Raw genomic sequence first — 14718 nt, 5'->3', positions numbered from 1 at the left:
GACGGCACGAGGGCGACGAGGCCCCCGCCGCCGTCTGCTGGCCGCCGGGGTCGCAGTCGTGCTCGCCGCCGGGGCCCTCGTCGCCCTCGTGCCGTCGGGTGCTGCCTCGGCCGCGACGTACCCGAGTTGGGACGACGTGCAGGCCGCCAAGCAGTCACAGTCGGACCAGGCCGCCAAGGTCACCGAGATCAGGGGCCTCATCGCGCAACTGCAGTCGCAGTCCGCCGCGAAGGAGAAGGCCGCCGCCGCAGCCGGTACGGCGTACCAGGACGCGCAGACGGACTACGACCGCAAGGCGCTCGAACAGCGGAAGCTCCAGTCGCAGGCGGACGACGCCGAGAAGACCGCGGCAGCTTCCGAGGCGCAGGCCGGCCAGCTCGCCGCCCAGCTCGGCCGCTCCAGTTCACAGGACGTCACCACGGACCTCCTCACCAAGCCCTCCGCCTCGGGTGACCTGCTCTACGAGCTCGGCGCCATGTCGAAGCTCACCGAGCAGGCGGACGGCATCTACTCCGAGGCGAGCCAGGACCGCGGGACGGCCCAGGCCCTCGCCGACAAGTCGAAGGTCGCCGAGGACGCGCTCGGCGTGCTCGCCGCCCAGGCCCAGGCGAAGATGCGCGCCGCGCAGACCGCCGCGGACCAGGCGCAGGCCGCCGTGGCCGCCCAGGCCGCCAACCAGGACCGCCTGGAGGCCCAACTCGCCCTCCTGACGTCGAAGACGAAGACGACGCAGGCCGGGTACGAGAAGGGCGTCAAGATCGAGAAGGAGCGCCAGGCGCGTCTCGCCCGGGAGCGCGCCGCCGCGGCGGCCGCAGCCGCCCGGGCCCTCCCGGCCGCAGCGACCGCGGGCGTCCCGGCATCCGGTGGCGGCGCGACCGGCGGCGGCGCCGCGAACTCGTCCGGCTGGGTACGCCCGGCCGCCGGCTTCCAGTCGAGCCCCTACGGCCTCCGCGTCGACCCGTACACGCACGTCTACACACTGCACGCGGGCGTCGACCTCGCCCCGGCCTGCTACTCGCCGATCTACGCCGCAGCGTCCGGCACCGTGACCTTCGCGGGCAACGGCGGCGGCTACGGCAACGAGGTCGTCCTCGACAACGGTGGCGGCATCTCGACGGCCTACGGGCACATCGTGAACGGCGGCATCATGGTCGCCGCCGGCCAGCACGTCACCGCCGGACAGCAGATCGCCCAGGTCGGTTCGACCGGCTGGTCGACCGGCTGCCACCTGCACTTCGAGACCCGGGTGAACGGCGCAGCCGTCGATCCCGTCCCCTTCATGGCAGCGCGGGGGATCTCGGTATGAGCACGAGCACTGCCAGGAGGCACTGACCCGCATGAAGAAGCCTGCACGTTCCCTCGTCTGCGGTCTCGCCACCGTCTCGATGCTCAGCCTCGGGCTCTCGCTCGTGGTGGCCGTCCCGGCGCAGGCGGCCCCGTCCGCTCCGTCGTGGAAGGACGTGCAGGCGGCGAAGGACGACCAGGCCGCGAAGCAGCGGACGGTCGACGCCCTGACGGCACGCATGTCGAGCCTCCAGGCCACGGTGGACCGCACCGGCGCCACGGTGCAGGAGGCCGGGCAGCGGTACTCCCTCGCGGCGTCGCAGCAGCAGGAGGCCAAGGACACGCTGGACGGTCTCACCGGTCAGGCGAAGCGTGCCAAGGCGGCGGCGAAGCGGTCCGCCGGCCAGGTCGCGGCCCTCGTCGTCGAGCTCTCGCGCTCGGGTGGCGGTGACCTGTCCACGTCGATGCTCGTCGACTCCCGCGACGCGAAGGACCTGCTGTACCAGGTCGGCACCATGACGCACCTGTCCGAGCGGTCCGCGACCGTGCTCGACAAGGCGCAGTCGGACCAGCGCACCGTGGACGCCCTCGCCGCGCAACAGCGGCAGGCGACGAAGGCCCTGACCGCCGCGACCGAGAAGACGAAGGACGCGCTCGACAGCGCGAACGACGTCGCCGCGAACGCACAGTCCGCGCTGGCGTCCGGGCAGGCGAAGCAGGACGAGGTCCTCGAGCAGCTCGCGTTCATCAAGGGCACCTCGGTGGCCACCGAGCAGGCGTACTGGTCGGCGCAGCAGGCGAAGCAGGCCGAGATCCAGCTCGCCGCCCAGGCGAAGCGCGACGCGGCGCGTCCCGCATCAGCGAACGGCGGCACGGACGGTCCCGGCGGGTCGACGACCGACGTCCCGCCCGCGTCGAAGCCCGTCACCTCGAACCCGTCGACGTCGAACCCCTCGTCGTCCGCGCCCTCGGGTGGTACCGCGGCAGCGCCGAAGCCAGCCGCCCCGAAGCCGGCCGCCCCGAAGCCCGCGGCCCCACAGCCCGCACCGCAGCCGGCCGCACCAGCCCCGAAGCCCGCAGCCCCGAAGCCCGCGGCCCCGAAGCCGGCGGCCCCCGCGCCCGCGCCGGCCCCGGTCGTCAGCAGCCCGTCCAAGGCCGCTGGCGCGATCGCGTACGCCCGCGGACAGCTCGGCAAGGCCTACGTCCTGGGTGGTGCCGGCCCGAACGTCTGGGACTGCTCCGGCCTGGTGATGATGGCCTACAACTCGCAGGGCATCACGACCGGTGGGCACAACGTCGTCTGGCAGTACAACTACTTCGGCTCGATCGGCCGCCTGGTGCCGCTGTCGCAGCGCCAGCCGGGCGACATCCTGTTCTACTCGAACAACGGTGCGGCGTCCGGCGGCTACCACGACTCGATCTACACCGGCAACGGGCGGATGGTCGAGGCCGCCCGTCCGGGTGTCGGCGTCGTCGAGCGTGCGGTGTGGACCCCGAGCCAGCTCCTGCCGTACGTCGCCCGTCCGAGCGGCGCGCTCTAGCCCCGAACACCGCAGAACGGCCCGGCCCCACGAGGGGACCGGGCCGTTCGCGCGTCAGCAGACGAGCGTCAGTGACCCGCGGGCACGTACGCGGCCTGGCCGGCCTGCACGATGGCCTCGGCCTCGGCGGCGTCGCCCCAGCCCTCGGCCTTGACCCACTTGTTCGGCTCGAGGTCCTTGTAGCGCTCGAAGAAGTGCGCGATCTCGGCCTTGGTCTGCTCCGGGACGTCCGCGATGTCCTGGATGTGCGCCCAGCGCGGGTCCTTCGCGGGGACGACGAGGACCTTCTCGTCCTTGCCGGCCTCGTCGCTCATCTTGAAGACGCCGACCGGTCGGACCTTGACGCCCACGCCGGGGAAGGTCGGGAACTCGAGGAGGAGCAGCGCGTCGACGGGGTCGCCGTCGTCGGCCAGGGTCTTCTCGAAGAAGCCGTAGTCCGTCGGGTAGACGAACGAGGTGAAGAGCACGCGGTCCAGGTACACGCGACCGGTCTCGTGGTCGACCTCGTACTTGTTGCGGCTGCCCTTGGGGATCTCGACGACGACGTCGTACGCGGCCATGTGCACTCCTTGGTTCTTCCGGTGGTGGTCTGTCGGCCGTCGGGACGGCCCGGCTAACGTTACCGGGTGAACTCCGAGCGTCCCCGGCTGGACCCCGCCGTCGCCGCCGTCCGTCTGGCGGTCCGCACCGCGCTCGCCCGCGCGCTCGACGAACAGGTCGTCGCACCGGGCGACCTCGTCCTGGTCGCGCTGAGCGGCGGAGCCGACTCGCTGGCCCTCGCGGCGGCCACCGCGTTCGAGGCGCCGAAGCAGGGCCTGCGCGCCGGCGCGGTCGTGGTCGACCACGCGCTGCAGGCGGGTTCCGAGGCGGTCGCGGCACGGGCCTCCCGGCAGGCCGCCTCGCTCGGGCTGGCGCCGGTCGTCGTGGACCGCGTCGACGTCGGGACCGCGGGTGGTCCGGAAGCCGCCGCCCGGGAGGCCCGATACGCCTCGATCACGTCGGTCGCGGCCGCCGAGTGGTCACCCCTCGTGCTCCTCGGCCACACGCTCGACGACCAGGCCGAGACGGTCCTGCTCGGCCTGCTGCGGGGGAGCGGACCGGACAGCCTGACCGGCATGGCGCCGCTGGTGCGGCCGGACCGGCCGGGGCCGTCGCTCGCGCGGCCGATGCTCGCGCTGCGTCGGGCGACCACGCGTCAGGCCTGCGCCGCCTCCGGACTCGACCCGTGGGACGACCCCCAGAACGAGGACCCGGCGTACACGCGGGTGCGGGTGCGGAACGCGCTGATGCCGGTCCTCGAGCGGGAGCTCGGACCCGGTGTGCCGGAGGCCCTGGCCCGCACCGCCGACCAGCTGCGCGAGGACTCCGCCGCCCTCGACCACTTCGCCGAGGAGATGGCGGAGGACCTCGCCGAGCACTCCGAGGCCGGCATCTCGCTGTCCGTGCCGCAGCTCGCCGCGAACCCGCCGGCACTCCGGCAGCGACTCGTCCGACTGGCGGTCGAGAGCGAGTTCGGCGTGACCCTGTCCCGACTGCAGACGCTCGAGGTCTGCCGGCTCGTGACCGACTGGCACGGCCAGGGACCGATCGACCTGCCCGGTGTCCGGGCCACGCGGGCGGGCGAACGGGTGTCGTTCGCCGCCAGGGAGCCGCACGCGGGCGGTTAGGCTGGTCCGGTGGAACTCTCCGACGTGCAGGCCGACCTCTCCGAAGTGCTCTTCACCCCCGAGCAGATCGACGACAAGATCGCCGAACTCGCCGCGGCGGTGGACCGGGACTACGCCGGGCGCGACCCGCTCCTCGTCGGCGTGCTGAAGGGCGCGGTAATGGTCATGGCCGACTTCTCCCGCCACCTCAAGATGCAGGCGCGGATGGACTGGATGGCGGTGTCGTCCTACGGCTCCGGCACGAAGTCGTCCGGTGTGGTGCGGATCCTCAAGGACCTCGACACCGACCTGCACGACCGCGACGTCATCATCGTCGAGGACATCATCGACTCCGGTCTGACGCTGTCCTGGCTCAAGCAGAACCTGCAGTCCCGCGGGGCCGCCAGCGTCGAGATCGTCGCCCTGCTCCGCAAGCCCGAGGCCGCCAAGGTCGAGGTGGACGTCAAGTACGCCGGCTTCGAGATCCCGGACGCGTTCGTGGTCGGGTTCGGCCTGGACTACGACGAGCGTTACCGCAACCTGCGCGGCATCGGCATCCTCGCGCCGCACGTCTACTCCTGATCCGCCCGCGACGTCGGGTGCGACCGGGACGTCAGGCGGCGGGCGTCAGGGGCGTCGTCCGCAGGGCGATGCTCCTGATGCGTGGAGTTCGCCCGCAGAGGACACCCATTCTCGCCACAGAGTGACGGCCGTATGCTGAGCGGCACGCACTTCAGGCAGCAGAAAGGTGTCGGGCCGTCGGGCCCGGATCACATGGACTTCAAGCGCATCCTCCGCGGGCCGTACATCTGGATACTGCTCGCAGTCGTGGGGATCTTCGTCGGATGGACGTTCATCGCCCAGTCCGGCACCCAGGAGATCTCCACCCAGAAGGGTCTCGAGCAGCTCTCGGACGGCAAGGTCTCGTCGGCCGTCGTCAACTCCACCGAGCAGCGCGTCGACCTCACGCTCCGCAACGACGGTGGCACCGAGCAGTTCTACTACTCGACCCCCCGTGGCACCGAGGTCGTCGAGGCGGTGTCGCAGGCCGACCTGCCCAAGGGCTACAACGACCACGTCCAGCAGTCGAACGTCCTCGTGTCGCTCCTGCTGACGCTGCTGCCGTTCCTGCTCATCGGCGCCCTGTTCTGGTTCCTGCTCTCGAGCGCCCAGGGCGGCGGCTCGAAGGTCATGCAGTTCGGCAAGTCCAAGGCCAAGATGAACAACAAGGAGAACCCGCAGGTCTCCTTCGCTGACGTCGCCGGTGCGGACGAGGCCATCGAGGAACTGCACGAGATCAAGGAGTTCCTCAAGGAGCCCGCGAAGTTCCAGGCCGTCGGTGCCCGGATCCCGAAGGGCGTGCTCCTCTACGGCCCTCCCGGAACCGGCAAGACCCTGCTCGCCCGCGCCGTCGCCGGCGAGGCCGGGGTTCCGTTCTACTCGATCTCCGGTTCGGACTTCGTCGAGATGTTCGTGGGTGTCGGCGCGAGCCGCGTCCGTGACCTCTTCGACCAGGCGAAGCAGAACTCGCCCGCCATCGTCTTCATCGACGAGATCGACGCCGTGGGGCGTCACCGTGGCGCCGGCATCGGCGGCGGCAACGACGAGCGCGAGCAGACGCTGAACCAGCTCCTCGTCGAGATGGACGGCTTCGACGGCAAGACGAACGTCATCCTGATCGCCGCGACGAACCGTCCCGACGTGCTCGACCCCGCGCTGCTGCGCCCGGGCCGCTTCGACCGGCAGATCGGCGTCGACGCGCCCGGACTGCAGGGTCGCAAGCAGATCCTCGAGGTGCACGCGAAGGGCAAGCCGCTCGCCGCGAGCGTCGACCTCGAGCTCCTCGCCCGCAAGACGCCGGGCTTCACCGGTGCCGACCTGGCCAACGTCCTCAACGAGGCCGCGCTGCTGACCGCCCGGTCGAACGCGCAGCTCATCGACAACCGTGCGCTCGACGAAGCCGTCGACCGCGTCATGGCGGGTCCGCAGCGCCGCACCCGGATCATGTCCGACCAGGAGCGCCTCATCACCGCCTACCACGAGGGTGGTCACGCCCTGGCGGCCGCAGCGATGCGCCACACCGACCCGGTGACGAAGATCACGATCCTCCCGCGTGGTCGGGCCCTCGGTTACACAATGGTCCTGCCGCTCGAGGACAAGTACTCCGTCACGCGCAACGAACTGCTCGACCAGCTGACGTACGCCATGGGTGGCCGTGTCGCCGAGGAGATCGTGTTCCACGACCCGACCACGGGTGCGTCGAACGACATCGAGAAGGCCACCGGCACCGCCCGCAAGATGGTGACCGAGTACGGCATGAGCCAGGCGGTCGGTTCCGTCAAGCTCGGCTCCGGGTCCAGCGAGCCGTTCGTCGGCCGTGACATGAGCGGCGGCACCGGTCGCGACTACTCGGAGAACATCGCCGAGACCGTCGACGCCGAGACCCGCGCCCTGCTCGAGGCCGCGCACGACGAGGCCTACCAGGTGCTCAACGCCAACCGCGACATCCTCGACCGCCTGGCCGGCGAACTCCTCGAGAAGGAGACGCTCGACGCCCCGGAGCTCGTGGAGATCTTCAAGGACGTCCGCAAGCTGCCCGAGCGCCCGCAGTGGCTCTCGAGCGACAAGCGTCCGGTGAGTGACCTGCCCGCGATCGAGGTCCCGGGCAAGGCCGCCGCGATGGCGGAGGAACCCGTCGGGATCGACGCCTCGAAGCCGCGTCGTCACCGTCCGTTCGGCAACCCCGGTATCGCCCCCGCGTAGGCCGGCATGACCGACCTGCCGACGAGACGGTCGCGTCGGCTCGCCGAGGCGAGCCGGGCCCGCGAAGCAGCAGCAGCGCCGGCGACGGTCGCGATCGACCTCCGAGCACCCGCACCCGTGCCGGAGATCGTGACCGGCCGTCGCCGCGGTCGCTCCACCCCCGAGGGCGCCCGCGTGATGGGGATCCTCAACGTCACCCCCGACTCGTTCAGCGACGGCGGTCTGCACCTGGCCGTCGACGCGGCACTCGACCACGCCCGGCACCTGGTCGCGACCGGGGCCGACCTGGTCGACGTCGGCGGGGAGTCCACCCGGCCCGGTGCGGAACGGGTCCCGGTGGACGTCGAGCAGGAGCGGGTCCTGCCGGTCGTGCAGCAGCTGGTCTCCGAGGGGATCGCGGTGAGTGTCGACACGATGAACGCCAGCACCGCCGAACGCGCGGTCGAGCTCGGTGCCGTGATCGTCAACGACGTCTCCGGTGGGCTCGTCGACCCGGACATGTCCCGGGTCGTCGCCGAGACCGGCGTGGGCTTCGTCGTCATGCACTGGCGCGGCCACAGTGACCGGATGTACCGGAACGCCGAGTACACCCACGCCGTCGAGGAGGTCCGACGCGAGGTCGAACTCCGGGTCGCCGAACTCATCGTCCTCGGGGTGCGCCAGGAGCAGGTCGTCATCGACCCGGGCCTGGGGTTCGCCAAGCGCGGGCAGCAGAACTGGGAGATCCTGGCGGGCTACGAACGCTTCGCCTCGATCGGTCTGCCGGTCCTGGTCGCGGCGTCCCGCAAGCGGTTCCTGGACGGCGTCGGCAGTGCGGCCGGGGCACCCCCGGCCGAACGGGACCTGGCCACGGCGGCGATCAGCCTGCTCGCGGCCGAACGCGGCGCCTGGGGCGTCCGTGTGCACGACCCGGCGCCGACCCGCGCCGTACTCGACGTCTGGGACGCCTGGAGGGCAGCTCGATCATGAGGGACACCATCCGCCTCGTCGGAGTCCGCGCACGCGGGCACCACGGGGTCTTCGACCACGAACGCGCCGACGGACAGGACTTCGTCGTCGACGTCGCGGTCGAGGTCGACGCGACCGCCGCCTCCGACTCGGACGACCTGGCCGAGACCGTGCACTACGGCGTGCTCGCCGAGCAGGTCGTCGCCGAGATCGAACGTGACCCGGTCGACCTCATCGAGACGCTGGCGGAGCGGATCGCCGCGGCCGTCCTGACGCACCGTGCCGCCCTGGCGACCGAGGTCACGGTGCACAAGCCGCAGGCACCGATCACCGTGCCGTTCACCGACGTGTCGATCACCATCCGGCGCGAGTCCACGGTGCGCCCTGACGACGCGGCCGTCGCCGAGAGCGCTCCGCTCGAGGAAGAAGCGTGACGCGCGCCGTCATCGCCCTCGGTGCGAACCTCGGCGACCGGGGGAGCACCCTCCGTGCCGCAGCGGCCGCCGTCGCCGCGCTGCCCGGTGTCCGTCCGGTGGCCTCGAGCCGTGAGGTCGAGTCCGTCGCCCTCACCCTGGACGGCCCCGACACGACGAAGCCGCGGTACCGGAACGGCGTCGTGGTCGTCGACACCGACCTGGCTCCGCAGGAGCTGCTCGACGCCCTGCACGGCATCGAGGACGAGCACGGCCGCACCCGTGACGTCCGCTGGGGTGACCGGATGCTCGACCTCGACGTGATCGCCCTCGACGACCTGCGGATCGACACCGACACACTCACCGTGCCCCACCCGCGCGCCCACGAGCGGGCGTTCGTGCTCGCACCCTGGGCGGACGCCGACCCGGAGGCGGTGCTGCCGGGCCACGGGTCCGTCACGACCCTGCTCGCGGCGCTGGGCGACGACACGGACCGGGTCGACGAACCCCGCCTGTTCGGCCGCGCCGAGCAGGAGGTGACCCCGTGAAGCCGACCCGGGCCTCCACCCTGATCGGTGTCGCCGTCGTCGCGGCCGTCGCCGGCTTCGCGGTCGACACCGCCTTGACCGCCCGGCAGTCGCCGACGCTCCTGATGTCGGTCCCCCTCGGCCTGACGCTGGTGTTCATCGGCATCGCCCTGCTGTTCATGGCCGCGCCGATCCGTCGACAGACCCGCGGCCGGAACGACGGACGCCGGGTGGACCCGATGTACGCGACACGGGTGGTGTTCCTGGCGAAGGCGTCGAGCATCTGCGGGGCGCTGTTCGGCGCGTTCGCCCTCGGGCTGCTCGTGTACCTCCTGTCCCGGTCCGTCCTGCCTTCGCTAGGCTCGACCCTGCCGAACGCGGTGGCGTTCGGCGGCGGGATCGTGCTGACCGTGTGCGCCCTCGTCGCCGAGCGGATGTGCATCGCGCCGCCGACGGACGAGGACGACCACGACGGGCGGGGCAGCACCACGGCGTGACCGGCCCGGTCGGTCGACGCGGACCGACCACCGCAGACCAGGAGACCCCGATGCCGCCCGTACTCGACGAACCTCATCGGATGGACGAACCGCGCCGACTCGACGACGCCGGCCTGGGCCTCGACGGCATCACCTGGACGCGGGTCTCGGCGAAGCTCGTCTGGACCGACCTCATCGCGACGATCGTCATCGGCGGTGTCGTCACGGCGGGCCTGGTGCTCATCGGCGTCGCCAGCGGCGGGACCGGCGGGACGGCCGGACTCGTCTGGTTCGTCATCGGTGCGGTCGTCGCGGCCATCGCGATCGTCACGGCAGCGCTCACCCCGCGACGCATCCGGTCGATCGGGTACGCCCTGCGCGACGACGACCTGGTGCTGCGCCGCGGACTGATGTGGCAGCGCTTCACCGCGGTGCCGTACGGCCGACTGCAGCTCGTGGACGTCAACCGGGGCCCGCTCGACCGGGTGCTCGGCATGAGCGAGCTGAAGTTCGTGACCGCGGCCGCGTCGTCGAACATCCGCATCCCCGGCATCCCGGCCGGTCAGGCGGACGACCTCCGCGACCGACTGGTCGAGCTCGCCGAGTCCCGTCGCGCCGGGCTGTAGGTCGCACGTGTCGTTCCGACCGGACGCCTCGATCCCCGCACCGCCGCGCAAGGGCGACGCCGCCGCGGCCGCGCCCCTGACCGACGGCGAGTGGCACCGGCTGCACCCGCTCACACCGCTGCTCAAGGGCGGCATCTTCCTCGTCGTGATCCTGGGCTACGTGCTCAACAACCTCCGCGACCAGATCGTCGAGGTCTTCATCCCCGGCGAAGGCGGGCCGCAGGAGGACGGCGACCCGGTCCGCTACGTGTACGAGCACGGTGTCGTCGGCTGGGTGCTGCTCGGGGTGGCGGTGCTGCTCCTGGTGCTGATCGGCCTGTTCTACCTGTCCTGGCGGATGCACGAGTTCCGGGTCACGGGCGAGATCGTCGAGGTCCGCTCCGGCGTGGTCTTCCGGACCCACCGCAAGGCCCGGCTCGACCGGATCCAGGGGATCAACATCTCGCGTCCGCTGATCGCGCGGGTCTTCGGCACCGCCAAGCTCGAGGTCGCGCAGGCCGGCAACGACGCGAACGTGCAGCTCGCCTACCTCGGAGCGAAGGCCGCCGACGACCTGCGGCAACGCATCCTGGTGCTCGCCTCGGGCGCGAAGGACACCGACCAGCCCCGGTCCGCCGGTCCGGGCGGCGGCGTCCTGCAGGGCCGGGTGGACGAGTTCCTGGCACCCGAGCTCGACCCCGAGGCCGTGCACGCCACCCGGGTGGTCCGCGTCCACCCGGGTCGGTTGATCGGGTCGATGCTGCTCTCCGGCACGACCGTGGTGATCCTGCTGCTCGTCGTCGCGATCATCGTGAGCATCAGCCTGACCGGGCAGTACTTCCTGCTCGTGTCGCTGTTCCCGGCCGTCATCGGCGCCGGCGGCTACTACGTCCGCAAGTTCTCGAAGTCGCTGCGCTACACGATCGCGGACACCCGGGACGGCATCCGGATCGGCTTCGGCCTGTTCTCGACCTCGAACGAGACGTTGCCGCCGGGGCGCATCCACGCCGTGAGCGTCGCGCAGCCGCTGCTGTGGCGGCCGTTCGGCTGGTGGGACATCCGCATCAACCGGGCGACGAACGCCGGCAACGGGGCGTCCACGAACCAGCAGGTCTCGTCGATCGTGCTGCCGGTCGGTACCGCAGCCGAGGTCCGGCAGGTCCTCGAGATCATCCTGCCCGAGCTCGTCGGCTCGGCCGTCGTCGGTCCGGAGGCGTCGATGGAACGCCTGCGCGAGGGGTCCGCCGAGGCCGTGGGTGTCGTCGACGACAGTCTCACCACGAGCGGCGACCGCGGCGGTTTCGTGCACTCGCCCCGACGGGGTCGCTGGCTGCGCCCGCTGTCGGCGTCCCGCAACGGCTACCGCTTCGTGCCCGGTGCGGTGCTGCTCCGGCTCGGCGCGGTCTGGCGCTCGCTCGTGGTCGTGCCGCTGCCGCGTGTCCAGAGCGTCAAGGTCACGCAGGGGCCGCTGGAGCGCGCACTCCGCCTGGCCTCGGTGCACGTGCACACCGTCAGCGGTCCGGTCTCCGCCCGCGTCGGTGCGCTCGACGCCGGGGACGCGCAGCGGCTCTGGTCCGGCACGACCGAGCGTGCCGTCGAGGCCGCCGCGACCGACACGTCGCACCGCTGGCGTGACGGCCAGGAGGCCCGACCCACCTCCGGTACGCCGGGTCGCCACGTGCAGGAGCCCGCGCACGCATCAGGGCAGATGCCCGGGGAGTGGACCGGTGCCGCGCCCGCCGCACCGGCGTGGCTGACGCAGGACGGGCCTCCCGTCTGGACCGCCGTCCCCGGACCCGGAGCCGTACGGTGAGGGCCGGACGACTCGGCATCGGGATCATCGGCGCCGGACGCGTCGGCCCCGTGCTGGGTGCCGCGCTCGCGAACGCCGAGCACGCCGTCGTCGGGATCACCGCCGTCTCCGAGGCGAGCCGCGACCGTGCCGAGGCGATGCTCCCCGGCGCGCCTGTGCTCGGCACGCCGGAGCTCGTCGAGCGCAGCGAACTCGTGCTCCTGGCGGTGCCGGACGACCAGCTGCCGTCGCTCGTGCAGGGACTGTCGGAGGCGGGGATCTGGCAGCCCGGGCAGCTCGTCGTGCACACGAGTCCGGACCACGGGGTCGACGTCCTCGCGCCGGCGATGCGTGCCGGGGCGATCCCGCTCGCGATCCACCCCGCGATGGCCTTCACCGGGACGAGCGTCGACCTGAGCCGGCTGCGGGACGCGTACTGCGCCGTCACCGCTCCCGCGCCGGTGCTGCCGATCGCGCAGGCCCTGGTGGTCGAGATGGGTGCCGAGCCGTTCGTCGTGGCCGAGCGGGACCGCCCCGCCTACGCCGACGCGGTCCGGGCGGCCGTGAGCTTCTCGACGGCGATCGTCGACCAGTCCGCCGGCACCCTGTCCGGCATCGGTGTCGAGCACCCGGGGCGCGTCCTCGGGGCACTCGTCCGGTCGGCGGTCGACAACGCGCTCACGGCGGCCGACGGTCAGTCCGCGATCTGAACGCGGCCGCGAGCCCGGACCGCCGTGTGCGCCGTCCGTCCGGCGTCCCGGCCGGACACGGCCGGGCGGGTAGCATCGACGCGATCCCCCACGACCTCCGGAGCCGCACCAGCATGACCGACGAGACCGCCCCCGCCACCACCGAGACCGCGGTCGCCGACGCCGCCGCACTGGCCGAGCAGGAGACCAGCGAGCAGCGTCAGGTCCGGCTGGACAAGCGCGCGCGCCTGCTGGAGTCCGGGATCGAGGCCTACCCGGCCGAGCTCCCGATCACCACGACGATCCCCGCGGTCCGCGAGCAGTACGCGCACCTCGAGACCGGCGAGGAGACGCAGGACGTCGTCGGCGTGGCCGGCCGCATCGTGTTCTCCCGCAACACCGGCAAGCTCTGCTTCGCGTCGCTGCAGTCCGGCGACGGCTCGCGCATCCAGGCGATGGTCTCCCTGGCCGAGGTCGGCGACGAGTCGTTGGCCCGCTGGAAGGAGTTCGTCGACCTCGGCGACCACGTGTTCGTGCACGGCCGCGTGATCTCCTCCCGCCGCGGGGAGCTGAGCATCATGGTCGACGACTGGGCGATCGCGGCGAAGGCGATCCTGCCGTTGCCGAACCTGCACAACGAGCTCAACGAGGAGACCCGGGTCCGGCAGCGGTACCTCGACCTCATCGTGCGCGAGGACGCCCGGAAGACCGTCCGGGCCCGCGCGGCCGTGATGTCCTCGCTCCGCGACACCTTCACGTCCCACGAGTACCTCGAGGTCGAGACGCCGATGCTGCAGACCCAGCACGGCGGCGCCTCTGCCCGGCCCTTCGTCACGCACTCCAACGCGTTCGACACCGAACTGTTCCTGCGTATCGCGCCCGAGCTCTTCCTCAAGCGGGCGGTCGTCGGGGGCATCGACCGGGTCTTCGAGATCAACCGCAACTTCCGCAACGAGGGCGCCGACTCGTCGCACTCGCCCGAGTTCGCCATGGTCGAGGCCTACCAGGCGTACGGCAACTACGAGCAGATGGCCGACCTGACCCAGGAGCTGGTCCAGAACGCCGCCCGCGCCGTCACCGGTGGCTCGCTGGTCGTCACCCTGCCCGACGGCAGCGACTACGACCTCGGCGGTGAGTGGGCACGACTCGACATGTACGAGTCACTGTCCGAGGCGTCCGGCCACGAGATCACCCCGGAGACGCCGCTGTCCGAGCTGCAGGCGCTCGCCGACGCCGAGGGTGTCGAGGTCGCACACGCCACACACGGCAAGTACGTCGAAGAGCTCTGGGAGCACTTCAACGGCGACGAGCTGTACGCCCCGACGTTCGTCATGAACTTCCCGGTCGACACCTCGCCCCTGACCCGGCAGCACCGCACCCGTCCGGGCGTCGTCGAGAAGTGGGACCTCTACGTCCGTGGCTTCGAGCTCGCCACGGCGTACTCGGAGCTCGTCGACCCCGTCGTCCAGCGGGAGCGGTTCGTCGAGCAGGCCCGCCTGGCCGCCGGCGGTGACCCGGAGGCGATGCGCGTCGACGAGGAGTTCCTGCGGGCACTCGAACACGCCATGCCGCCGTCGGGTGGCATGGGCATGGGTGTCGACCGGCTGCTCATGGCGATCACCGGCCTGGGCATCCGCGAGACGATCCTCTTCCCCCTGGTCAAGTAGGGCGCTGGAGCTCAGAGCGACGCGCCAGCGGCGCGCGACGCCAGCCCCGAGGGAGCCTGCGAGCTCGATCCGCGGGCAGCACGACGTACGATGGGACCATGCCGCATGGAATCGTCTCCGGAGTCGTCTTCGCCCTGACCCCGACGATCCTGCTCGGTCTCATCTTCTGGTTCATCATGCGCGCGATCATCCGTGCCGATCGGACCGAGCGTGCCGCGTACACGAAGATCGAGGCCGAAGAGCGTGCCCGGTTCGAGCGCGAGCGTGGCGTGACGACGACCGCGCCGACCAGCGCCGAGTAGTCACGCCCTCGACCGCGTCCGCGGCGGGGCACCCGCGCGAGTGACCTGGGGTCCTCTTGTCCTGG

15 protein-coding genes are annotated in these 14718 nt (G+C 71.8%); 14 read left to right on the top strand and 1 reads right to left on the bottom strand.

The genetic code is table 11. The features are described from left to right. The coding region (locus DEJ25_RS13770; protein ID WP_146240696.1) for a M23 family metallopeptidase at positions 1-1306 on the top strand (1306 nt) is incomplete at its 5' end. Positions 1307-1337: 31 nt separating this feature from the next. After that, entirely contained in the window at positions 1338-2825 is a 1488-nt protein-coding gene (locus DEJ25_RS13765) for an NlpC/P60 family protein (RefSeq protein ID WP_110904455.1), read from the top strand. 68 nt (positions 2826-2893) lie between these two features. On the opposite strand, the gene DEJ25_RS13760 is transcribed toward DEJ25_RS13765, so the two are convergent. Continuing rightward, on the bottom strand, positions 2894-3385 hold the full coding sequence (locus DEJ25_RS13760; protein WP_110904454.1) for an inorganic diphosphatase: 492 nt from the start codon (positions 3383-3385) through the stop codon (positions 2894-2896). Positions 3386-3451: 66 nt separating this feature from the next. Here DEJ25_RS13760 and tilS point away from each other — a divergent pair, with 66 nt between their 5' ends. From tilS to DEJ25_RS13700, 12 genes are all read left to right on the top strand, one after another. Then, complete coding sequence (tilS, locus tag DEJ25_RS13755; protein WP_111045034.1) at positions 3452-4492, top strand: tRNA lysidine(34) synthetase TilS; 1041 nt, start codon at positions 3452-3454, stop codon at positions 4490-4492. 9 nt (positions 4493-4501) lie between these two features. Continuing rightward, positions 4502-5053, top strand: coding sequence for a hypoxanthine phosphoribosyltransferase (gene hpt / locus DEJ25_RS13750; protein ID WP_110904452.1), 552 nt, complete (start codon positions 4502-4504; stop codon positions 5051-5053). Between the two features lie 192 nt (positions 5054-5245). Further along, positions 5246-7234 carry an ATP-dependent zinc metalloprotease FtsH gene (ftsH, locus tag DEJ25_RS13745; RefSeq protein WP_110904451.1) on the top strand — a complete coding sequence of 663 codons (1989 nt, stop codon included), beginning with the start codon at positions 5246-5248 and terminating at the stop codon, positions 7232-7234. A 6-nt stretch (positions 7235-7240) separates the two neighbouring features. Then, positions 7241-8203 (top strand): dihydropteroate synthase, encoded by a 963-nt coding sequence (gene folP, locus DEJ25_RS13740; protein ID WP_111045033.1) that lies wholly within the window; start codon positions 7241-7243, stop codon positions 8201-8203. Beyond that, positions 8200-8616, top strand: coding sequence for a dihydroneopterin aldolase (gene folB, locus DEJ25_RS13735; protein WP_111045032.1), 417 nt, complete (start codon positions 8200-8202; stop codon positions 8614-8616). The genes folP and folB overlap by 4 nt, the downstream gene beginning before the upstream one ends. Continuing rightward, positions 8613-9143, top strand: coding sequence for a 2-amino-4-hydroxy-6-hydroxymethyldihydropteridine diphosphokinase (gene folK, locus DEJ25_RS13730; RefSeq protein ID WP_111045031.1), 531 nt, complete (start codon positions 8613-8615; stop codon positions 9141-9143). The genes folB and folK overlap by 4 nt, the downstream gene beginning before the upstream one ends. After that, the gene (locus tag DEJ25_RS13725; protein WP_111194886.1) at positions 9140-9619 is read left to right on the top strand and encodes a DUF3180 domain-containing protein; all 480 of its coding nucleotides are present in this window, start codon (positions 9140-9142) and stop codon (positions 9617-9619) included. Before folK ends, DEJ25_RS13725 begins: the two co-directional genes overlap by 4 nt. An 80-nt stretch (positions 9620-9699) precedes the next feature. Beyond that, positions 9700-10224 (top strand): PH domain-containing protein, encoded by a 525-nt coding sequence (locus DEJ25_RS13720; protein ID WP_111045048.1) that lies wholly within the window; start codon positions 9700-9702, stop codon positions 10222-10224. Between the two features lie 7 nt (positions 10225-10231). After that, positions 10232-12016 carry a PH domain-containing protein gene (locus DEJ25_RS13715; RefSeq protein ID WP_111045029.1) on the top strand — a complete coding sequence of 595 codons (1785 nt, stop codon included), beginning with the start codon at positions 10232-10234 and terminating at the stop codon, positions 12014-12016. Next, positions 12013-12705: a Rossmann-like and DUF2520 domain-containing protein gene (locus DEJ25_RS13710; RefSeq protein ID WP_258366506.1), complete on the top strand. Its 693-nt coding sequence runs from the start codon at positions 12013-12015 to the stop codon at positions 12703-12705. Before DEJ25_RS13715 ends, DEJ25_RS13710 begins: the two co-directional genes overlap by 4 nt. A 113-nt stretch (positions 12706-12818) precedes the next feature. Beyond that, complete coding sequence (gene lysS, locus DEJ25_RS13705; protein ID WP_110904462.1) at positions 12819-14351, top strand: lysine--tRNA ligase; 1533 nt, start codon at positions 12819-12821, stop codon at positions 14349-14351. Positions 14352-14449: 98 nt separating this feature from the next. Then, complete coding sequence (locus DEJ25_RS13700; RefSeq protein WP_110904445.1) at positions 14450-14653, top strand: hypothetical protein; 204 nt, start codon at positions 14450-14452, stop codon at positions 14651-14653. Positions 14654-14718: the final 65 nt, after the last annotated feature.

This window comes from Curtobacterium sp. MCPF17_011 (assembly GCF_003234145.1).
GTDB lineage: Bacteria > Actinomycetota > Actinomycetes > Actinomycetales > Microbacteriaceae > Curtobacterium.
Note: the sequence above shows the minus strand (reverse complement) of the source record. Positions and strands in the feature narration are given on the sequence as shown.

What these genes read in the sequence shown, in the direction of transcription:
- lysS (WP_110904462.1), top strand. Translation starts at nt 12,819, where the DNA reads ATGACCGACGAGACCGCCCCCGCCACCACCGAGACCGCGGTCGCCGAC.
- folP (WP_111045033.1), top strand. Translation starts at nt 7,241, where the DNA reads ATGACCGACCTGCCGACGAGACGGTCGCGTCGGCTCGCCGAGGCGAGC.
- folB (WP_111045032.1), top strand. Translation starts at nt 8,200, where the DNA reads ATGAGGGACACCATCCGCCTCGTCGGAGTCCGCGCACGCGGGCACCAC.
- DEJ25_RS13765 (WP_110904455.1), top strand. Translation starts at nt 1,338, where the DNA reads ATGAAGAAGCCTGCACGTTCCCTCGTCTGCGGTCTCGCCACCGTCTCG.
- DEJ25_RS13700 (WP_110904445.1), top strand. Translation starts at nt 14,450, where the DNA reads ATGCCGCATGGAATCGTCTCCGGAGTCGTCTTCGCCCTGACCCCGACG.
- ftsH (WP_110904451.1), top strand. Translation starts at nt 5,246, where the DNA reads ATGGACTTCAAGCGCATCCTCCGCGGGCCGTACATCTGGATACTGCTC.
- DEJ25_RS13760 (WP_110904454.1), bottom strand. Translation starts at nt 3,385, where the DNA reads ATGGCCGCGTACGACGTCGTCGTCGAGATCCCCAAGGGCAGCCGCAAC.
- DEJ25_RS13720 (WP_111045048.1), top strand. Translation starts at nt 9,700, where the DNA reads ATGGACGAACCGCGCCGACTCGACGACGCCGGCCTGGGCCTCGACGGC.